This window comes from Octadecabacter temperatus, from assembly GCF_001187845.1.
Lineage (GTDB): Bacteria > Pseudomonadota > Alphaproteobacteria > Rhodobacterales > Rhodobacteraceae > Octadecabacter > Octadecabacter temperatus.
The window spans coordinates 539,905-559,276 of the sequence record NZ_CP012160.1 but is presented as its reverse complement, the minus strand read 5'-3'; the positions used below and the strand labels follow the sequence as shown (position 1 = coordinate 559,276).

Here is a 19,372-nt window from a genome sequence, read left to right as displayed (position 1 = left end):
ACTAAGGTGCGACGTAACTGGTTTTGACTGTCGTATAGAATTCTTTTGCGTGAGATCCTTGCTCTCTAGGCCCAAAACTAGAGCCTTTGCGACCACCAAACGGGACGTGATAGTCCACGCCTGCTGTGGGAAGGTTGATCATAACCATTCCGGCTTCCGCGCGTTTTCGGAAATGACTCGAATATTTCAAAGAAGACGTACAAATGCCCGCGGACAGGCCAAATTCGGTATCGTTCGCGACGGTCAGTGCTTCTTCATAATCTCGGACTCTAATTACGCTTGCACATGGGCCAAATATCTCTTCTTTGCTAATTCGCATCTCATTAGTCGCGCCCACAAACAGTGCTGGACGTTGGAAGAAACCGGCGCCATCCAACCGCTCTCCACCTGAAACTTCACAGCCTTCTTCTTGTGCAAGCTTCACGTACCCTAGGTTGCTGTCCAGCTGGGACTGGTCAACGACGGGACCAATTTGCGACTGTGGGTCAAGCGCATCGCCAACAGTAAGCGCCGCCATTGCTGCGGACAACTTGTGAACGAACGCATCATGAATTCCGTCGCTGACGATCAAGCGTGAAGACGCCGTGCATCGTTGACCCGTTGAAAAAAACGCACCATTCAAGGAAGCGTTAACCGCAACATCCAAATCGGCGTCGTCAAGGACAACCATCGGATTTTTGCCACCCATCTCCATCTGAATCTTCTTGCCTTGTTCCGTGGCTTTCAGTGCCAAGGATCGACCGATGGGCACAGAGCCAGTAAAGCTAATCGCATTGATACGCGGATGGCCCACAATGCGCTCACCGACCGTCGAGCCGCGCCCCATAACTAGATTGAAAACCCCGTCGGGACATCCTGCCTCTTTCAGTGTTTTCGCGATGACCCATGCACATCCAGGGGTCAAATCTGCAGGTTTGAAAATGACGGCATTGCCATAAGCGAGCGCCGGTGCGATTTTCCACGCTGGAATTGCGATCGGAAAATTCCAAGGGGTAACTATCCCAATAATGCCAACGGGCTCACGTTCGACCATCACATCAACATTGGCGCGAACAGACGCGACGGTTTCACCCGTGACACGCAACGCTTCCCCGGCGAAAAATTTGAACACCTGGGCTGCGCGCACTGCTTCACCAATACCTTCGGCAAGAGTCTTGCCTTCTTCGCGACTGAGCAGGTGACCAATTTCATCTTTACGTGCCATCAATTCGGCACCAGTCTTTTCCAAGACGTCATGCCGGACTTGTGGAGACGCATAAACCCAATCGTCGAGCGCCGCATCTGCGGCTAGAACCGCTTCGTCGACTGAAGACGCACCACCGCGAACATATCGACCGACAATGTCCTGAGGGTTGGATGGGTTCAAGTTGACGCCAACGTCGACACCTTCGACCCATTCGCCGCCGATTAAGTTTTTGTGATCGTTCATTTAAATTCCTACTTGGTCTTGGCCGTTGGGCCGGAAATTGTTTGTATTTTATGCCTCAGTTTTCTGGGCGTTCTGGCAAGATCTCATACCAAACGGACACCGCAGTCTCGCATTTGTTCCAGCGCAGCGTCACGTGAACCCGCAATATCGATTGCGCGACAAGCATCGAGCTGCACAGTTACTTCAAATCCCTGCTCCACTGCATCCAAGGCTGAAAATGCTACGCAAAAGTCCAACGCCAAACCGACAAGCCTTACGTCAGTTACATTCCTTTCGCGCAGAAATCCGACAAGGCCTGTCGGTGTCTTACGGTCATTCTCAAAAAAGGTGGAATAGCTGTCAATCGCAGGGCGCATCCCCTTGCGGAAAACGGCGTCTGCCAAATCTGCTTTCAACTTTGGGTGAAATGCCGCACCCGAGGACCCCTGTACGCAATGAGCGGGCCAAAGGGTTTGTGACCCGTATTCCATTTCGACCACATCGAATGGGACCTTTCCTGTATGGTTTGACGCAAAAGATGAATGATCGGCGGGGTGCCAGTCTTGCGACAAAATCACTATCTTAGCCTCTTCGATTAACGCATTCGTAGGCACCACAACCTGGTCCCCATTTGGAACCGCAAGGGCTCCGCCTGGGCAAAAGTCGTTTTGTATATCAATAACAATGAGTGCTTCAGTCATGTGATTTTTCACCCCTTCAACGTTTACCCGGCTATCTGTGTTGACAAGACAAGCATCTCACTAATATCATTAGTATGCAAACAAAAAATTGAGTCGGGGGAACACCATGTATTATGCTCCAAGCGAACTACAGACTGCCCTTGAGGTCGCGAGTTATCTAGAAGGAAAGGTTGTTGCCGGAGGCACGGATGTGTTTCCGACCGCGCAACAGGGGAAAATGCCAAACACCTTTTTGGATGTTACAGGCATACCGGAGCTCAGAGCGATTTCTCATGACAGTAACGGCACACGCATTGGTGCTGCTGTTACATGGTCGGAAATCGCCACCGCCGATCTGCCCCCTGCATTTGATGCGTTAAGACAAGCCGCATTAGAAGTAGGTAGCATTCAAATTCAAAATGCTGGAACTATTGCTGGTAACTTATGCAATGCTTCGCCTGCTGCAGATGGTGTACCCCCATTGTTGGCGCTTGATGCCTTTGTGGAGGTGGCCAGCAAACATCGCGGTGTTAGGAGTCTACCGCTTGCAGAATTTCTATTGAATGTTCGTAAGACCGCGCTTGCAGCAGATGAACTGGTTATCGCAATCACAATACCTCCAATTAGAGAAGCGATGGGCGCAGCGTTCGAAAAGCTTGGAAGCCGCAGATATTTGGTGATCTCGATCACTATGACAGCGGCCATGATAGCCTGTGACGCGCAAGGCAAAATAATCGAAGCGCGCGTCGCTGTTGGCGCCTGTTCTCCCGTTGCACGACGCCTCACTGATTTGGAAGCCAGCCTTATCGGACAACAGGCATCTGGTATCAAAATCGACCCATCTCATTTGAGCGTGCTCTCCCCGATTGCAGACGTTCGCGGGTCAAAAGAATTCCGATTGGACGTAGTGGCTGAGCAATGTGAGCGCGCTATTAGAAGGGCTGCAAAGAATGACTAATCAGGGAAACCTAAAACCTACTGTATTTGACTTAGACGGCACATCGGTCAAAAGCTACCCCGCGCCGGGTGCGCGACTTTCGGAAATGCTGCGTGAAGACCTCGGCGCCCGTGATGTCAAAATCGGCTGCAATGCTGGGGACTGTGGTGCCTGTACCGTTTTGGTGGACGATAAACCGGTCTGCTCTTGCTTAACACCGGCACAACAAGTTGCTGGAAAACGCGTTGAAACCCTAAAAGGTATTCGCCGTGATGATCCGGTCGCAGACAAGCTTGCACATAGCTTTCATGGGCATGGTGCGGCGCAATGTGGCATCTGTACGCCTGGCATGATGGTGTCGGCCGTTGCTTTGCTGCGTGAAAAACCGTCGCCGACAGAGGGTGAAGTCAAAGACGCGCTTGGGGGTGTTTTGTGTCGATGCACAGGCTACCGCAAGATTATCGACGCGGTTATGGCTACCTCACCGATTACCGTTGAGGCCCGCGGCGAAGTTGGTGATGCGATCCCGCGCGTTGACAGCGAGGGGAAAACCTCGGGCACCGAGAAATTCGGCGACGATATTGCGCCCGCTGGTACACTTGAAATTTTTGTCATCAGGTCCCCCTTCCCGCGTGCGCGGTTTGAACTGGGTGATTTGGATGAATTTATTGCGCAGCATGAGGGTATTGAAGCCACTCTAACCGCCAAAGATGTACCAGGTAGAAACTTGTTTGGGGTTATCCCGGAGTTTGTTGATCAACCGGTATTTGCTGAAACAGAAACACGGTTCCGCGGCGAGGCAATTGCAGCAATTGTTGGAACGCCTTCTGTCATTGGTGCGTTTGATCCAGATACATTTCCAGTGCAGTGGTTCGAGCTCGAAGCAGCAACGGACGTTAAGTCAGCACAGACCCCAACGGCCGCACAATTACACGAGGGTCGCGACAAAAACGTTATGTGTGGCGGTTTCGTTCAATGTGGTGATGCAAAGTCAGCATTAGAGAGAGCTGACACCATAGTCGAAGGGCATTTTCGAAGCGGCTTTGTGGAACATGCCTATATTGAGCCAGAAGCAGGCTTTGCCCAAATCCTGAATGGCCGCGTTGAAGTCCACGCTTGTACGCAAGCGCCGGTAATGGATTTGGATGCGCTTGAGAAGATATTAGACATGGATCGCGCGCAAATCCGCATTGTCCCAAGCGGTGTAGGCGGCGGTTTCGGTTCCAAACTGGACATTTCGGTCCAACCGTATCTCGCTTTGGCCGCGCTCAAGACGGGCAAGCCTGTTCGGTTGACCTATTCGCGCACGGAATCCATGCAAAGTTCGACCAAACGCCACCCATCGGATATCCAACTTCGCATAGGGGCCAAACAAGACGGTAGCCTGAGCGGATTTGAGTTTTATGGTGAGTTTGACACAGGTGCCTACGCAAGCTGGGGACCGACGGTTGCAAACCGAGTACCGGTTCATGCATCCGGTCCGTATCAGATTCAAGATTATCGCGCAGAATCTAAGGGCATCCATACCAATAACCCGCCCGCTGGTGCCTTCCGTGGCTTTGGCGTTCCACAGTCTGCTATCGCGCAAGAGACGTTGTTTGACGAACTGGCGGAAAAACTAGGTATGGATCAGCTCGAGTTTCGTATTCTCAACGCGTTGGAAGACAATGTGCCCACCGTTTGTGGGCAGGTGTTTTCTCAAGGCGTCGGCATTAAGGCATGTTTTGAAGCACTTCGGCCAGCATGGAATACGGAGCGAGAACAAGCAGCGACATTCAACGCAAGTAATGATGTCATAAAGCGTGGCGTCGGCATCGCCGCAGGCTGGTACGGCTGCGGCAACACATCCCTCCCCAACCCATCGACCATCAAGTCAGGTGTGCTTGAAGACGGAACTGTCGTACTGCACCAAGGCGCGATGGATATCGGTCAAGGTTCAAATACCGTTATTTCTCAAATTTTTGCGACGGCCTTGGGCATACCCGTACAGGTGTTGAAAATTGTCGGCGCGGATACTGATGTCACCCCAGACGCAGGTAAAACCTCTGCATCTCGTCAGACCTATGTGTCCGGCAACGCCGCTCGTTTGTCTGGAGAAGCGCTGCGCGCTCAAATCCTTGAGAAGATGAACGTGGGCCTCGAGGCAGTGCTGTCATTCTCAGGTGGGACTTTAACTGCAAACGACGGAGCGGGTCAGCAAGAGATTGACCTAAGCACTCTCGCTGCGGATGATGAAGGCTTTGTCTTCCGCGCCGAGGAAAGCTACGATCCGCCAACCAAAGCATTGGATGAAAACGGTCAAGGCGTACCATATGCACAGTTTGGCTATGCAGCGCATTTGGTTGTTGTCGACGTGGACACCCGATTGGGAACAACTAAACCGGTAAAGTTCGTAGCCGCCCATGATGTTGGTCGCGCGATCAACCCGATGCTGGTCGAAGGTCAGGTTCACGGCGGGATTGCGCAGGGCTTAGGTATGGCTTTGATGGAAGAATACATTCCAGGTAGAACCGAAAACCTGCACGATTATCTCATTCCAACAGTTGGTGATATACCGCCTATCGAAACCATTATCATTGAAGAGCCAGATGCCCATGGACCCTATGGGGCAAAAGGTCTGGGTGAACATGTTCTTATTCCAACCGCCCCTGCGATACTCAATGCAATTCATGACGCCGTCGGAGTTCGGATAAGACAGGTTCCGGCCACGCCAGCGCGGGTGCGTTCCAAAATCAAAGTGAGCTTGTGATGAACGAAGAAGTCAAACCTGAAAAGATCCGCTGTGATGCCTGCCCTGTAATGTGCTACATTGCAGACGGCAAGTCTGGCGCCTGTGATCGCTATGCCAACCATGACGGCGCATTGGTTAGGCTTGATCCCTTGACGATCATTCACGGAACGAGCCAGAAACTCGTTCCGTTCATGAAAGATGGCGAGCCTAGTGATTGGGACGGAGATATCGTAAAAGGAGAACGCCCATTCGTGACCGCAGTCGGTGCCGGAACAACCTACCCTGATTATAAGCCCGCGCCGTTCATCGTCAGCCAAGAAGTCGACGGCGTCGATATGGTTACGATCGTGACAGAGGGAATTTTCTCATACTGTGGCGTTAAGGTCAAAATTGATACGGATCGCCATATTGGACATGAACGTGATGTGGTTTGGGTCAAAGGTGAGCCCATTGGTCACGTGATGACGTCGGAATACGGGTCCAAAATGCTGTCGTTGGGAGGGGTCGAACACCTCACAGGCGGCACAAAAAAAGAAGGTCGTGTCACCTGCGATGCGCTGCTGCGGCTGTGTAACCGCGAAGCGGTCGAAGTTGGCATCGGCGAAGGTGACCATTTGACCACTGTGGTCATTGAAGCCGGTAAGCCGCCGATCATCAACGGAGCTCCTGAACGGCTCATGCGTGTAGGCTGCGGGTCCGCAACGATCGGGATGTTCGCAAAACAATGGCAAGGTCATGCTGACGATGTTGTCGTTGTGGATGATCACATCACGGGTGTTTTGTCAGAACATGAAGCGGGCAAACAATTGGATGTTCCGCCAACGGGTATCAAGCTGCTTGGCAGACGTTCGACACCCGGAAGATATTTTCAAGTGGCCCAACCCGGTACTGGATGGGGTGGCACAGACATTGATGACCCTCTAAAAATCCTCGGGCCATTCAACCCCAAGGTCGCTTGGGAGGGCCTTCGTTTGCTGATGGTCTCCACGACAGGTGAACAGTTTGCCTATTATGAGCTGGACGCGGAATTGAGTCCGCAGCCCCTTCCGATGCCCGAAACATTGGTGAAGCCAACTGAACTAATTGCTGAGAACTGTGAACCTTCAACTTGCTCTGTCCTCTTCATGGGTGGTGCGGGCGGCAGTTTGCGCGCAGGTGTCACAGAAAACCCCGTCCGATTGACGAAATCAGTGAAAGAGTCCTTGACGCATGTGTCCTGTGGCGGCGCGGAAAGCTATGTTTGGCCTGGTGGTGGCATTACCGTCATGGTCGATGTTCTGGATATGCCCACGGGATCCTTTGGGTATGTTCCAACACCGGCGCTTGTAGCCCCGATCGAATTTTCGCTCCGTGTGAGCGACTATCAGACACTTGGCGGACATATGGATGAAATTCGTTCGATCGCGTCAACGAAAGAAGAGGGAATGCGCACAGTTAATCCCAACGCCCATGGTCATGATCCCATGTCGCGCGACAATTATCGTTGGTCAAAAAATGAAAGCACCAAATGAACCCAACAGCCAACTTATTACCAGATGGTAAACGGTTGCATCTGCAGCATGGCCCGATCGATCTGATCATCGGGGCGGATGGGGATCGTGACCTCGCATTTGCTGCTGCACGCCGCCGTTTTGAAACCATATTGAGTGAATTGGTTACAGAGCTGCCGTTGCTGCAGGCACAATTGCTTCCCGACGGTTGCCTGCCGAGCGGCACTACGGCGAAACGTATGGATTTGGCGCTGCGCCCTTATAGCTTCGAAAATTTCGTCACCCGAATGGCGGCTGTCGCCGGCAGCGTGGCCGATGAGGTTTTGGAGGCGATGTGTGAGGCTGCTTGCCTAGAACGCGCGTTTGTTAACAACGGCGGGGACATTGCACTGCACCTCACCCAAGGCACACAGTTCACGATGACTATGGCGCACCACGACGGGCACGACCTTGGGCGTATCGAAGTTAAGGATACGGACCCAATCCGCGGCATCGCGACAAGTGGTAGGCACGGCCGAAGCCTGAGCCTTGGTATAGCCGATAGCGTAACAGTTTTAGCGGAAAATGCTGCCCAAGCAGATGCGGCGGCGACCCTGGTTGCCAATCACGTTAATTTGCCAAATCATCCCTCCGTTCAAAGGCTGCCTGCAAACGACATTGTGGATGCTTCTGATCTTGGGAACATCAGTGCTGTTGTCGGCTGTGCAGCTCTTTCCCGGCCAGATGTAAAGACCGCATTGGATGCAGGCGCAACATTTGCACAAACCTGTTTGCAACGCGGCCTTCTTGTGGGGGCCTCGCTGCAACTGCAAGACCAAAACCGTGCAATACAGCTGCACAACTTTCAAAATATCCAAAGGATGCCCGAACATGCCTAATGTTGTTTTGCGTAAAATGATCACATCAGTTGAAGAAATTTTTCACGAAGGCGGCCCTGTTCCTGCGTCGTCGGTTAGACGCGGTGCCACTGTAGCCATCATCGAAAACCCATATGCAGGACGTTACGAGCCTGACATTCAGGGCTTTATGGAAGACCTGGAACCGCTTGGGTTAGAAATGGCACAAAAGCTGATCGATGCGCTTGGTGGCGCAGATCAAATCGAAGGGTACGGCAAAGGTGCGATGGTTGGTGAGGCAGGTGAATTGGAACATGGCGCTTTGTGGCATGCACCGGGGGGGTACGCGATGCGTCAACTCCTCGACGGTTCCAACGCTATTGTGCCCTCATCAAAGAAGGTTGTGGGCGTGGGCGGGCGTCTGGATGTCCCGATCACCCATATCAACGCGTCCTATGTGCGCAGCCATTTCGATTCCATGGAAATCGGCAGCAATGACGCACCGCGTGCGCACGAAATGGTTTTGGCTTTGGTCATGAGCACCGGCGCGCGAATTCACAACCGCGCGGGCGGCTTGTCCGCACAAGATATAAAAGGGGAGGATGGCCTGCGATGAGTGCCAAAATTAGAAAAATTGCCGTGAACGTTGAAGAAACACTTCGCGAGATCGGTCGAGATATTTTACCGGCGACCCGCAAAGCTGTGGCCGTCGCCGTAATTGAAAACCCGTATGCGGGCACGTATCAAGAGGATCTTAGCGCGCTAATGGATATCGGCGCGGAGCTTGGCGCGCTCTTGGGCGACAAATGCGTCGAAGCTTTGGGCATCGAGCCTGGTGATGCCCAAAGCTACGGCAAGTCGGCTATGGTTGGCGAAAACGGTGAGTTGGAACACGCGGCTGCGATCCTGCATCCAAAACTCGGTGCGCCGCTTAGAGTGGCTGTAGAAAAGGGAGCGGCTCTTGTCGCGTCGTCCAAAAAGATGGGCAGTCCTGGCCAAGTTTTGGACGTGCCACTTGGCCACAAAGACGCTGCTTACGTCCGCAGCCACTTTGATGGCATCGAGGTGCGCCTGAACGATGGACCGCGCGCCAATGAAATAATGGTGGCCGTTGCCGTAACAGATAGTGGGCGCCCCCTACCGCGCGTTGGCGGGCTTGCACATGAAGACGCCAAAGGTGATGACGGCTTGCGCTAATAAAGTGAGCTTTAAGTCTCGGGGTGCATAGCGTGAATATTTGTGCGATATCAAAAAGACCGCAACGCTAAGGCCCCGAGACATGACAACCGACCAAGAAGACGAAATCTATCAGCTCGATGAACAAGTAGGTTTCTTGCTCCGTCTGGCCAGTCAAAGACATGCTGTGATTTTTCAAAATCACATCAAAGAAAACCTGACAGGCACACAATTCTCAACATTGATGCGACTCGCGGAACATGGGCGCGTGACGCAAAACCACCTTGGGCGACTTGCTTCGATGGACATCGCGACCACTAAGGGCGTGGTCGATCGTTTGCGCGTTAAAGGGCTCGTTAAGTCGGAGCCGGACAAAACAGACAAACGCCGCTCAGTCATTTCGCTCACCGACAAAGGAAGTGCGCTTTCAACAAAGCTTAAACATCATGGAAAAGACATTACTGCCGAGACGTTGTCCCCAATCAGCGCTCGGGAACAAGATATTCTAATAGGGATGTTAAAGAAAATTTCATGAAGGCTTAGGCATCTTAGGGGATGCCCTTTCCAGACATAACTCAGAGCGCGAGAAGGATATCGGTGTGCGGACACCGGGCACGCCTTCCGGATGGATTTCCATACCGCGGTGAACGATTTGGGGGTCTGCCAAAGCCTCAGCAACCGTATTGATCGGACCAGCCGGAACCACGGCATTCTCACAGGCTTGCAAGATTTCAGTTTTGCTCCATGTCAAAAACGCTGGTGCTAGAATTTCTGTCAACGCATCCCGATTCGCAACCCGTGCTGGGTTTTTGGAATAAAGAGGATCATTCGCCAGTGCTTCGGTCCCCAATATACAGCAAAGCGCCTCAAACTGGCGATCGTTCCCGCAGGCAATAATAACATAGCCGTCAGACACTTGAAACGTTTGGTACGGCACGATGTTGGGATGTGCGTTTCCCAAGCGACGCGGTGCAATTCCGGAAGTCAAATAATTCATCGATTGGTTGGCAAGAACCCCAGTCATGCAATCCAGCAAGGAAATATCTACCTGTTGTCCAAGGCCCGTTTTCGCACGGTCAGCAAGGGCCGCTTGCACGCCGATGACACCATAAAGGCCGGAAAAAATATCTGCGAAGGCCACGCCGATTTTTTGCGGCTCACCCTTTGGATCGCCCGTCAAATCCATGATCCCAGATATGCCTTGGATCAAAAAATCATACCCCGCGCGATGCGCATATGGCCCGTCTTGGCCAAAACCCGTAACGGAGCAATAGATCAAGCGGGGGTTTGCCTCTTTCAGGGCCTCGTAGTCCAGCCCAAACTTGCTCAAACTTCCAACCTTGAAGTTCTCGATCAGGACATCTGCCTCAGCAATCAGTTCATGTAACGATGCAAGCTGTTCAGGGTCTTTGAAATCCACGGCGCGAGATGTCTTGCCCCTGTTCGCACAATGGAAATACGCAGCTGATTTTTCATCTTCCCGTTCAATAAAGGGAGGGCCCCATTGCCGCGTATCATCGCCCGCAGGGCTTTCGATTTTCACCACTTCAGCGCCCAAATCAGCAAGTGTTTGCCCAATCCAAGGACCCGCAAGGATACGGGCAAGCTCAACGACCTTGAGGCCTTCTAGGGGCGCGCTCATAAGATACGCTCCGGCAAGCGCATCGCTGGCGGTGTATTACGACTGCGTTCACTTCGGATCACGCCATCAATCACCGTCATGCCGATGCCAGGCAAATTCCCGAGCTCAACAGATTCTAGCATCGTTTTCCCCGGCGTGTGTTGCGCTTGATCCAGCAGCACAAAATCGGCGCACATGCCAATCTCGATCAGCCCGGTATCCAGCTTGCGTTGACGGGCGGTGTTGCCGTTGCCAAAACAGAACGCGATCTCAGCTGGCACATTGCCAAACGCAGAAAGCATCGCAATCATGCGCAAAATTCCGAGCGGTTGCACGCCGGACCCCGCAGGACCATCTGTGCCGAGAATAATTTGGTCCATTTTCCCCAACTCGCGCGCGGTGTTTACCGTTAAGACAGCAGCACGTTCATTGCCGTTGTGGACAATTTCAAAGGCAGCTTTGCAGCTTTCACAAAGACAAATGATCTGATCATCCGGCAAGGCAGAGTGGCCGCCGTTGATATGGCCGATCACATCTGTGTCGGTTTCGATCACCATGTCCGCATCGATCAGGCCTGATCCGGGAATGGACGGCCCCCCCGTATGGATCGTGCTTTGCATGCCGTATTTGCGGGCCCAGCCAACCATCTGTTTCGCAGTTGTTCCGTCCTTTACAGTGCCCAGCCCAACTTCACCGAGCAATTTGACGCCAGCATCAGCCATGTCTTTGAAATCTTGTTCGACCATGCCCTTTTCGATGACGGGTGCGCCCGCATGCACTTTCATTCCCGAGGGACGGAAATTTTCGTACCAACGTTGCGACGCAATTGCCATTGCTTTCAAACCAACAATATCTTTCGGACGACCCGGCATATGCACTTCACCTGCAGAAATCATCGTTGTGACGCCGCCGTGCAATGTGGAATCGATCCAATTCAATTGTTGTTGCCGCGGCGTGTAGTCACCAATGACGGGGTGAATATGGCTGTCGATCAAACCGGGTGCCAAGGTTACGCCATGTGCGTCGATTCCTGCGGTCGCTCCATCACAATCGAGATTAGCTTCTCGGCCCCAAGCCGTGATTTTCCCGTTGATCGCTATCATGCAATCACCGTCAAGAATCGGTTCTTCCATCTTACCGGATAGAATTTGGCCAATATTTTTGATGACAAGCTTTTCCACGATGATCTCCCTACAATTCATTTGTTAGTATACAAATAAATTTTCTGAGGCCGTCAAGTGTTTTACGTTCTTATGCTACAAAGAATCTCGACTGTTGACAGGCCTAACAGTGGCGCATATTCATTAGTATACAAATGAATGAGGCTTCCATGACCTATGTTGTCACCGACGCTTGCATCAACTGCAAGTACCAAGACTGTATCGAAGTCTGCCCCGTAGATTGTTTCTACGAGGGTGAAAACACGATTGTTATCAACACAGAAGAATGCATCGATTGTGGCGTCTGTGAGCCAGAATGCCCGGTCGACGCAATCAAACCAGACACCATCCCTAACTCAGCATTTTGGGTCGAACTGAATCAAAAACACGCCGAGTCATGGCCAAATATTTCTGAAAAGGGAACGCCGCCTGCGGATGCCGATGACTGGGCTAACAAGCCAGATAAACTCTCCCTTATGTCAGAAAAACCGGCTGCTTAACCATCAAAGCGCCAGCGAAAAGGACAAACCGATGTCAGCATCAACAGAAGAAACAAAAAACGAATTCCCGATACCAGCAGGTGTCTTTGAGCAGACGGTTACATCTGTTGAGCACTTTACAGACCGCTTGTTCAAATTCCGCATTTCACGCCCGTCTAGCTTTCGATTCCGGTCCGGCGAATTTGTTATGATTGGCCTCCCGAACGCCGAAAAGCCCGTGTTTCGTGCCTATTCAATCGCGTCACCGTCATGGGATGAAGAGATTGAGTTTTACTCGATTAAGGTCCCCGACGGACCTCTGACTGAGCACCTGCAAAAGGTTAAGGTCGGGGACACGGTCTTGATGCGGAAAAAGCCAACTGGCACGCTTGTGAATGACGCACTACTATCTGGTAAGCGTCTTTGGATGTTTTCGACAGGTACTGGAATTGCCCCTTTCGCGAGCTTGATCCGCGATCCAGAAACATTTGAAAAATTCGACGAGGTCATCCTGACACACACGTGCCGAGACGTCGCGGAGCTAAATTATGGTAAAGAACTGGTTGCGCAACTTAAAAATGATCCATTGTGTGGTGAATTCGCGCAGGGATTGCGCCACTACTGCACGACGACTCGCGAAGATTATCCATTTCAAGGTCGCATTACTGATTTAATGGCGTCCGGGAAAGTCTTTGACGACCTCGGCCTGCCCCCCATTAGCCCGGAAATAGATCGCGGCATGATTTGCGGATCAATGGAGATGCTGCGCGACACAAAAGCAGCACTCGAATCTTTCGGCCTTGTAGAAGGCGCCAATAACCGTCCAGACACGTTTGTCGTTGAACGTGCGTTTGTAGATTAAGGAATCACCATGCCAAATGACCTAAGCCCACAAAGCCGCCCAGACCTATCCTCTTTCAATTGGGGTGACCCGTTTCTGATCGAGACACAGTTGTCTGAAGATGAACGCATGATCCGCGATAGCGCCCAAGCCTATGCGCAGGAAAAACTGCAACCACGGATTATGAATGCCTTCGAAAAAGAAGAAACTGATCCAGATATTTTCTCAGAAATGGGTGAAATGGGCCTATTGGGCACAACCATTCCTGAATCCTACGGCGGCCTTGGTGCGGGATATGTCAGCTATGGGCTTGTCGCGCGCGAAGTTGAACGCGTGGACAGTGGTTACCGATCTATGATGTCAGTTCAATCCAGTCTTGTGATGTATCCAATTTATGCCTACGGCACAGAAGAACAACGCATGAAATACCTACCGGGCCTCGCTGCTGGTACGAAAATTGGCTGTTTCGGACTAACAGAGCCGGACGCAGGCTCCGACCCTGGCGGCATGAAAACAACTGCGACAAAGGTGGATGGGGGATATGTCCTTCACGGTTCCAAGATGTGGATCTCAAATTCACCGATCGCCGATGTCTTTGTCGTATGGGCGAAATCAGACGCGCATGACGGCAAGATCAAAGGCTTCGTGCTGGAAAAGGGCATGAAAGGCCTATCCGCGCCGAAAATCCAAGGCAAGTTGAGCCTTCGCGCTTCCATCACCGGTGAGATCGTCATGGACAACGTCGAGGTGGGCGAGGATGCGTTGCTGCCGAATGTATCGGGCTTAAAGGGGCCGTTTGGATGTTTGAACCGCGCCCGTTACGGGATCGCTTGGGGTGTGATGGGCGCCGCAGAAGCGTGCTGGTTCGGGTCGCGTCAGTACGGTTTGGATCGCAAGCAATTCAATAAACCATTGGCCCAAACACAACTGTTCCAGCTCAAACTCGCGAATATGCAAACGGAGATCACACTGGGCCTTCAGGCCGCTTTGCGTGTGGGCCGTTTGATGGACGAAGGCAATGCCGCGCCAGAAATGGTGTCCCTCATCAAGCGTAACAACTGTGGTAAGGCGCTGGAAGCAGCGCGCCACGCCCGTGATATGCACGGCGGCAACGGGATTAGCCAAGAATTCCCGATCATTCGCCATATGGTGAACCTTGAAACGGTGAACACATATGAAGGTACCCACGACGTTCACGCGCTTATCCTTGGCCGGGCACAAACAGGGCTTCAGGCCTTCGCATAAGGGAACGTTCATCCCAATACATAAGGGGCTGCTGGTGGTGTAATCCACCAGCAGCCCTTTTTCGTTGGTTGGGTAAAGAAGGCGACAGTCAGCCGCCTTAGAGACTAGACACCAAGGTACGTGTTGATCCGAGAGGAATCTTCACGAAGCTCAGACGCATCCACGGTTTCGATATCTTTGCCGTTCTCGATGAATGTTACGCGGTCCGCGATTGACAGCACTGCATCAACCCGTTGTTCAACCAAAATGATGGCGTAGCCTTCAGCTTTCATTTTCACGACAACCTGCCGGATCTGTTCGATCATAGATGGTTGCAGCCCTTCGGTCGGCTCATCCAACAACAAGACTTTTGGACGCAAGCACAACGCACGTGCCGTCGCAAGCATCTGCTGTTCGCCCCCGGACAAGGTTTCGGCAACCTGACCTAAACGCTCGCGCAGACGGGGGAACAAATCTAGCACCCATTCACGGGTATCGTCACCTTCGTTTCTGGTCATAAGACCCATTTCGATGTTCTCAGAAACCGTCAATTCGCTAAATAGCCGCCTGCCCTGCGGGATATATCCAATCCCCTGCTTCGGGATGAGGTGCGCCGGCATGGTATTTAGCGATTTACCGTCCATAGTAATACTTCCACCGGTAATCGGAAGTTGGCCCATGATCGACTTCATAATCGTAGATTTACCGGCCCCGTTGCGTCCCATGAGGCAAAGAATTTCCCCTGCCTTTACGTCGAGCGACACATCAAACAGAACTCTTACGGGACCATATCCCGATTGAACATTTTTTACTTCAATCATTCGGAGTTATTCCTAAGTAGGCCGCCTGGACGGCTTCGTTTTCGTGAATTTCATCAAGTGTTCCACTCGCTAGAAGACGACCTTGATCAAGAACCGTGACCAAGTCCGCTGTTTCGGTGACAACGCGCATATTATGCTCGATGAGCAAGATAGTGGTCTCCCCGGCCAAAGATTTCATCAGAGCGATGAATTCATCGACTTCAGTTTCGGCCAGGCCTTGGGTCGGCTCATCAAGGATGAAAACCTTTGGGTCTTGTGCCAAGCCCATTGCAATTTCCAAGACCCGTTGGTGGCCATAACTTAGGTCACCCGCGATTTGGTCACCGCGCTCAGCGAGCCCGATACGTTGCAAAACCGATTGTACTTTTTGGGAATGGGCTTTCTTGTCATTCGCCAGTTTACGACCAGCGGCCAAGGCCACGTTATCGTAAACCGTCAGCCCAGGAAATATCGATGTGATCTGAAACGTATACGCCATGCCCATCTGCATCCGCTTGTGAGCGGGAAGCTTACTGATGTCTCGACCCTCAAAGCTAACCGTGCCACGAGTCGGCGGAATGCGCCCACTCAACATACCGACGAATGTAGATTTGCCTGCGCCATTAGGCCCAATCAACGCAGTGATCTTGCCCTTTTGCAGTTGAAAATCAACATCCGTGTTGGCCGCGACACCACCATAGGTTTTCGTCAGGCCATTAGCCTCAAGTACATTTACGGCAGCCATGATAGGACCCTCTTACGTAGTGTTCCAACAATTCCGTGGGGTGCGAACATAGTGATCAGAACCAATGCCAGACCTGCGATAAGCATGTATGCGTTGGTATACCCGCTGGATATATCGATGAGATAGAACATGAATATGACTCCGATCAGCGGGCCAATGGTTGTCCCCGCACCGCCCAGCAACACCCACAAGAGTGGGAATATGGAATAGTGCACCGCGGCAAAGCTGGCGCCTATATAGCCAAACAACAATCCGTAGGTGGCACCCGCAACTCCCGAAACGGCTCCGGACACGATAAGGGCCCACAGCTTTAAGGTTGCGACATCGTATCCAAGCATGCGAGCACGTTCTTCGTTTTCTCGAATGGCAACAAGACGCTTACCGAATGGCATCTGCACCAATTTAGAGAGCGCCAAGAAACAGACGGAAAATAGGACGAATGCAGTAAAGTAGCGTGCGGTTTCTGTTGTCAGATCGATACCAAATAGATTGCGCTGCGCCTGTTGAACCACAAAGCCCTCGTCACCACGGGTAAATTCGCCGAAGTAAATGATCACAAGATACGCCGTCTGGGCAAACATCAGCGTCACAATCATGAAGGCAACCCCCGTAGTACGTAGGGCGAGATATCCAACGAATGTAGCAAGCGCCGCTGCAGCCAACACGCCCACCAAAACCGCTGGCACCAAAGGCAATCCGAAAAAGTTCGTCGTCAAGCCGTAGCCGTACATGCCCGCAGCAAAGAACATCGCGTGACCGAGGCTTAGCAGCCCAGTGTACCCAAACAACAAGTTGAACCCCATCGCATAGATGGCAAGGACCATAATCCGAGAGAAGGCTCCAACATGATAGGATGGAAGAACAAAAAACAACACTATGAGGATGGCCAACACACCAAAGTGGAGGATGGCGGGTTTAGAAAAGGAGTTCATGACTAGTTCTTTCCCATTAAGCCTTGAGGACGAAACACAAGGACCATCGCAACAAGGAATGTGGCTATGATCTTTGCAAGAGTCGGCGAGAAGAAGACCGAAATTAGGCCGTCGCTCATACCGATTAGAAGTGCGGCGATCACGGTACCCGGCAAACTGCCCAACCCACCGATGATGACAACAATGAAGGCAAGCAAGAGAGGGTCACCACCCATCAGGTAGTGCGCTTGTTGGATCGGCACGACTAGCACAGCACCAAAAGCAGCAAGCCCTGCCCCAAGGCCAAAGACCCAAGAGTAGACTTTTCCGACAGGCACACCAAAGGCCTGAGCGGTATCGCGGTCCTGCTGCGTTGCGCGCATGATCAAGCCAAATTTTGTACGCGTCAGGACGCCCCACAAGACGAACAACACAAAGGCCGCCGCGAAAATTACGAAAAGTTTATAGCTCGTTATGCTAAGACCCCAAGGCCAGAACATCTCGAACCCGTTTTCACCAAACTCAAACCAAGGTAATGAAATGCGTGTGTTGAAGGGAGGCTCTACGGGGCGCGCTTCGGGGCCGTAAAGCATAAGCGTTGATTGTTGGATGATATAGAGCACGCCTATCGTCGCAACGATTGTTCTATCGACGTCATAATTGATCCGTCTAAGGATCAATCGATCTGCCGTCGCTGCAATGCATCCGACAAAGATCGGCGCAATGATAAGTGCCGCAGCAAACCCGATGGCCGGATGGCCACCGAGTGTTGTTGAAACCGCCCATGCAAAAATGGCGCCCAGCATGAAGAATTCGCCATGTGCGACGTTGACGACGCGCATAACTCCGAAAACAATACTTAGTCCCATCGCAGTGAGTACAAGAATAGACGATGTTACCGCCCCCTCGAGAGAGGCGAGCATCAGATGAGGCCCAAATTCCATAGGTGATCTCGCTTAGTTAAATATTAAAGTCAGGATCAAAGAGACTGGGTCGTGTAATCGACTTCATCTTCGTACAATCCGTCTTCGATTGAAGCAGTGTGTTCAACCACAAGAGTCCCATCCGTAACCTTGGAGATATACTGCTGTCCAAACGTCTGGTGTGTTTTTCCGTTAAACAGCTTATCACCTTGTGGATAGTCATCCGAGGCCGGAAGAGCAGACATCGCTTCCACCGCTTCAATCAACTTAGGACGATCTTGTGGTCCTTGGTAATTAGCTGACTCCATACCGGCTTTGATGATGTTGAGCGTTTCCCAGCAACCGAACATGTGTGCGTAAGTCGACACGTTGGACGGATCATCCACAGCAGCCCCACGATCATTACAACCCACCGCTGCACGGTAATTCTTTTGGAACTCGGTGTCGTTGGCTTGCGCATGACGAGGCATGCCTTCCCAGAAATATGACCCCTCGAGGAATTCCAAACCTGGGCTTTTGATGTCGACGGCTTCAAGGCTGTCGATAAAGCCAAACAGCTCGGGGCGATTGGGACCAAAGAATTCTCCGAGTTCTTTGACGAATGTCAAAACAGCAGGTCCGACCATGACGTGGTAGATAACGTCGGTATCTCGTGGGATATTCGGGAAGTAACGTGTAAACGTTGTTTCTGTTGGGGGCACGGCGATCTTAGCGATAACTTCGCCGCCTTGCGCTTCGATGGCTTCAGAGAAGAAGTCACGATGGTCATGACCGAACGCGAAATCAGGATAAATCATTGTGACTTTCTTACCAAGATTGTTGGCGACAAACGGCGCCATCGACTGAACTTGGCTTTTCACATCCGTGATACCTGGCTGAAGCGTGTATCGGTTCAGCATGCCGCCTGCGACGTGGTGACCCTCAGAAACCACAAAGTACGGAAGCTTCAACTCACCAGCGCGCGGGGCTGAGCCGATGACTACGTGGCTAAAAAGGGCGCCAAATGCGACGTCGCATTCATGCTGTGTTGCGAACTTTTCAAGCACTTCAGCGCCACGGCCCGGATCGGTTGCATCATCCTCAACAACAACTTCTACTGGGCGGCCATTGATGCCACCGTTGTCATTGATCCGTTTTACGGCAGCGTCAGTGGTCGCACCATACCAACGACCATATGCGGCGCCGATGCCGGTTGCATGCTTTTGGAAGCCAATCTTAATCGGTGCAGAACTTTGCGCTTGTGCAAATCCAAGTGACCCGGGCACAACGCCTGCTGCAGCCAATGCCCCAACGCCAGCTCCCAGACCGGTCAGTGCCGTTCTGCGGTTCATATGGGTATGTTTCTTAGTTCCATGTGTCATTGTAATTTTCCCTATTGATCTGGTGCAGCTTGTGCCGCTTATGGGTTTA

General features: G+C 52.1%; 19 protein-coding genes. 10 read left to right on the top strand and 9 right to left on the bottom strand.

Going from position 1 to position 19,372, the window contains the following annotated elements:
• Position 1: 1 nt before the first annotated feature.
• Together OSB_RS02935 and pncA are read right to left on the bottom strand one after the other, a co-directional pair.
• Positions 2 to 1,429: an aldehyde dehydrogenase family protein gene (locus OSB_RS02935; RefSeq protein WP_049833577.1), complete on the bottom strand. Its 1,428-nt coding sequence runs from the start codon at positions 1,427 to 1,429 to the stop codon at positions 2 to 4.
• An 83-nt stretch (positions 1,430 to 1,512) separates the two neighbouring features.
• Positions 1,513 to 2,109, bottom strand: coding sequence for a bifunctional nicotinamidase/pyrazinamidase (gene pncA, locus OSB_RS02930; RefSeq protein WP_082166412.1), 597 nt, complete (start codon positions 2,107 to 2,109; stop codon positions 1,513 to 1,515).
• Positions 2,110 to 2,215: 106 nt separating this feature from the next.
• Between pncA and OSB_RS02925 the strand changes: the two genes are divergently transcribed.
• The 7 genes from OSB_RS02925 to OSB_RS02895 all read left to right on the top strand — a co-directional run bounded on the left by OSB_RS02925 (position 2,216) and on the right by OSB_RS02895 (position 9,793).
• On the top strand, positions 2,216 to 3,046 hold the full coding sequence (locus tag OSB_RS02925; protein ID WP_049833575.1) for an FAD binding domain-containing protein: 831 nt from the start codon (positions 2,216 to 2,218) through the stop codon (positions 3,044 to 3,046).
• The gene (locus OSB_RS02920; protein ID WP_049833574.1) at positions 3,039 to 5,774 is read left to right on the top strand and encodes a molybdopterin-dependent oxidoreductase; all 2,736 of its coding nucleotides are present in this window, start codon (positions 3,039 to 3,041) and stop codon (positions 5,772 to 5,774) included. Before OSB_RS02925 ends, OSB_RS02920 begins: the two co-directional genes overlap by 8 nt.
• Positions 5,774 to 7,267: a hypothetical protein gene (locus OSB_RS02915; protein ID WP_049833573.1), complete on the top strand. Its 1,494-nt coding sequence runs from the start codon at positions 5,774 to 5,776 to the stop codon at positions 7,265 to 7,267. The genes OSB_RS02920 and OSB_RS02915 overlap by 1 nt, the downstream gene beginning before the upstream one ends.
• The gene (locus tag OSB_RS02910; RefSeq protein WP_049833572.1) at positions 7,264 to 8,124 is read left to right on the top strand and encodes a UPF0280 family protein; all 861 of its coding nucleotides are present in this window, start codon (positions 7,264 to 7,266) and stop codon (positions 8,122 to 8,124) included. Before OSB_RS02915 ends, OSB_RS02910 begins: the two co-directional genes overlap by 4 nt.
• Positions 8,117 to 8,698 (top strand): amino acid synthesis family protein, encoded by a 582-nt coding sequence (locus OSB_RS02905; protein WP_049833571.1) that lies wholly within the window; start codon positions 8,117 to 8,119, stop codon positions 8,696 to 8,698. Before OSB_RS02910 ends, OSB_RS02905 begins: the two co-directional genes overlap by 8 nt.
• Positions 8,695 to 9,279: an amino acid synthesis family protein gene (locus tag OSB_RS02900; protein WP_049833570.1), complete on the top strand. Its 585-nt coding sequence runs from the start codon at positions 8,695 to 8,697 to the stop codon at positions 9,277 to 9,279. Before OSB_RS02905 ends, OSB_RS02900 begins: the two co-directional genes overlap by 4 nt.
• A gap of 82 nt (positions 9,280 to 9,361) precedes the next feature.
• Positions 9,362 to 9,793, top strand: a complete 432-nt coding sequence (locus OSB_RS02895) for a MarR family winged helix-turn-helix transcriptional regulator (protein WP_049833569.1) — start codon at positions 9,362 to 9,364, stop codon at positions 9,791 to 9,793.
• Here the strand turns inward: OSB_RS02895 and OSB_RS02890 are convergent.
• Together OSB_RS02890 and OSB_RS02885 are read right to left on the bottom strand one after the other, a co-directional pair.
• The gene (locus OSB_RS02890; RefSeq protein WP_049833568.1) at positions 9,788 to 10,900 is read right to left on the bottom strand and encodes a CaiB/BaiF CoA transferase family protein; all 1,113 of its coding nucleotides are present in this window, start codon (positions 10,898 to 10,900) and stop codon (positions 9,788 to 9,790) included. The genes OSB_RS02895 and OSB_RS02890 overlap by 6 nt on opposite strands.
• Positions 10,897 to 12,081 (bottom strand): amidohydrolase family protein, encoded by a 1,185-nt coding sequence (locus OSB_RS02885; RefSeq protein ID WP_049833567.1) that lies wholly within the window; start codon positions 12,079 to 12,081, stop codon positions 10,897 to 10,899. Before OSB_RS02885 ends, OSB_RS02890 begins: the two co-directional genes overlap by 4 nt.
• A gap of 128 nt (positions 12,082 to 12,209) precedes the next feature.
• Here OSB_RS02885 and fdxA point away from each other — a divergent pair, with 128 nt between their 5' ends.
• Genes fdxA through OSB_RS02870 form a run of 3 tightly spaced genes read left to right on the top strand, consistent with a single transcriptional unit; the run spans position 12,210 to position 14,604 of the window.
• The gene (fdxA, locus tag OSB_RS02880; protein WP_049836020.1) at positions 12,210 to 12,539 is read left to right on the top strand and encodes a ferredoxin FdxA; all 330 of its coding nucleotides are present in this window, start codon (positions 12,210 to 12,212) and stop codon (positions 12,537 to 12,539) included.
• Positions 12,540 to 12,570: 31 nt separating this feature from the next.
• Positions 12,571 to 13,380, top strand: coding sequence for a ferredoxin--NADP reductase (locus OSB_RS02875; RefSeq protein ID WP_049833566.1), 810 nt, complete (start codon positions 12,571 to 12,573; stop codon positions 13,378 to 13,380).
• Between the two features lie 9 nt (positions 13,381 to 13,389).
• Positions 13,390 to 14,604 (top strand): acyl-CoA dehydrogenase, encoded by a 1,215-nt coding sequence (locus OSB_RS02870; protein ID WP_049833565.1) that lies wholly within the window; start codon positions 13,390 to 13,392, stop codon positions 14,602 to 14,604.
• Positions 14,605 to 14,708: 104 nt separating this feature from the next.
• On the opposite strand, the gene OSB_RS02865 is transcribed toward OSB_RS02870, so the two are convergent.
• Genes OSB_RS02865 through OSB_RS02845 form a run of 5 tightly spaced genes read right to left on the bottom strand, consistent with a single transcriptional unit; the run spans position 14,709 to position 19,323 of the window.
• Positions 14,709 to 15,404: an ABC transporter ATP-binding protein gene (locus OSB_RS02865; RefSeq protein WP_049833564.1), complete on the bottom strand. Its 696-nt coding sequence runs from the start codon at positions 15,402 to 15,404 to the stop codon at positions 14,709 to 14,711.
• On the bottom strand, positions 15,397 to 16,128 hold the full coding sequence (locus OSB_RS02860; protein ID WP_049833563.1) for an ABC transporter ATP-binding protein: 732 nt from the start codon (positions 16,126 to 16,128) through the stop codon (positions 15,397 to 15,399). The genes OSB_RS02865 and OSB_RS02860 overlap by 8 nt, the downstream gene beginning before the upstream one ends.
• On the bottom strand, positions 16,116 to 17,060 hold the full coding sequence (locus tag OSB_RS02855) for a branched-chain amino acid ABC transporter permease (RefSeq protein ID WP_049833562.1): 945 nt from the start codon (positions 17,058 to 17,060) through the stop codon (positions 16,116 to 16,118). Before OSB_RS02855 ends, OSB_RS02860 begins: the two co-directional genes overlap by 13 nt.
• A 2-nt stretch (positions 17,061 to 17,062) precedes the next feature.
• On the bottom strand, positions 17,063 to 17,983 hold the full coding sequence (locus OSB_RS02850) for a branched-chain amino acid ABC transporter permease (protein WP_049833561.1): 921 nt from the start codon (positions 17,981 to 17,983) through the stop codon (positions 17,063 to 17,065).
• 35 nt (positions 17,984 to 18,018) lie between these two features.
• Positions 18,019 to 19,323, bottom strand: a complete 1,305-nt coding sequence (locus OSB_RS02845; protein ID WP_049833560.1) for an ABC transporter substrate-binding protein — start codon at positions 19,321 to 19,323, stop codon at positions 18,019 to 18,021.
• Positions 19,324 to 19,372 lie beyond the last annotated feature (49 nt).

What these genes read in the sequence shown, in the direction of transcription:
- OSB_RS02935 (WP_049833577.1), bottom strand. Translation starts at nt 1,429, where the DNA reads ATGAACGATCACAAAAACTTAATCGGCGGCGAATGGGTCGAAGGTGTC.
- pncA (WP_082166412.1), bottom strand. Translation starts at nt 2,109, where the DNA reads ATGACTGAAGCACTCATTGTTATTGATATACAAAACGACTTTTGCCCA.
- OSB_RS02925 (WP_049833575.1), top strand. Translation starts at nt 2,216, where the DNA reads ATGTATTATGCTCCAAGCGAACTACAGACTGCCCTTGAGGTCGCGAGT.
- OSB_RS02920 (WP_049833574.1), top strand. Translation starts at nt 3,039, where the DNA reads ATGACTAATCAGGGAAACCTAAAACCTACTGTATTTGACTTAGACGGC.
- OSB_RS02915 (WP_049833573.1), top strand. Translation starts at nt 5,774, where the DNA reads ATGAACGAAGAAGTCAAACCTGAAAAGATCCGCTGTGATGCCTGCCCT.
- OSB_RS02910 (WP_049833572.1), top strand. Translation starts at nt 7,264, where the DNA reads ATGAACCCAACAGCCAACTTATTACCAGATGGTAAACGGTTGCATCTG.
- OSB_RS02905 (WP_049833571.1), top strand. Translation starts at nt 8,117, where the DNA reads ATGCCTAATGTTGTTTTGCGTAAAATGATCACATCAGTTGAAGAAATT.
- OSB_RS02900 (WP_049833570.1), top strand. Translation starts at nt 8,695, where the DNA reads ATGAGTGCCAAAATTAGAAAAATTGCCGTGAACGTTGAAGAAACACTT.
- OSB_RS02895 (WP_049833569.1), top strand. Translation starts at nt 9,362, where the DNA reads ATGACAACCGACCAAGAAGACGAAATCTATCAGCTCGATGAACAAGTA.
- OSB_RS02890 (WP_049833568.1), bottom strand. Translation starts at nt 10,900, where the DNA reads ATGAGCGCGCCCCTAGAAGGCCTCAAGGTCGTTGAGCTTGCCCGTATC.
- OSB_RS02885 (WP_049833567.1), bottom strand. Translation starts at nt 12,081, where the DNA reads ATGAATTGTAGGGAGATCATCGTGGAAAAGCTTGTCATCAAAAATATT.
- fdxA (WP_049836020.1), top strand. Translation starts at nt 12,210, where the DNA reads ATGACCTATGTTGTCACCGACGCTTGCATCAACTGCAAGTACCAAGAC.
- OSB_RS02875 (WP_049833566.1), top strand. Translation starts at nt 12,571, where the DNA reads ATGTCAGCATCAACAGAAGAAACAAAAAACGAATTCCCGATACCAGCA.
- OSB_RS02870 (WP_049833565.1), top strand. Translation starts at nt 13,390, where the DNA reads ATGCCAAATGACCTAAGCCCACAAAGCCGCCCAGACCTATCCTCTTTC.
- OSB_RS02865 (WP_049833564.1), bottom strand. Translation starts at nt 15,404, where the DNA reads ATGATTGAAGTAAAAAATGTTCAATCGGGATATGGTCCCGTAAGAGTT.
- OSB_RS02860 (WP_049833563.1), bottom strand. Translation starts at nt 16,128, where the DNA reads ATGGCTGCCGTAAATGTACTTGAGGCTAATGGCCTGACGAAAACCTAT.
- OSB_RS02855 (WP_049833562.1), bottom strand. Translation starts at nt 17,060, where the DNA reads ATGAACTCCTTTTCTAAACCCGCCATCCTCCACTTTGGTGTGTTGGCC.
- OSB_RS02850 (WP_049833561.1), bottom strand. Translation starts at nt 17,983, where the DNA reads ATGGAATTTGGGCCTCATCTGATGCTCGCCTCTCTCGAGGGGGCGGTA.
- OSB_RS02845 (WP_049833560.1), bottom strand. Translation starts at nt 19,323, where the DNA reads ATGACACATGGAACTAAGAAACATACCCATATGAACCGCAGAACGGCA.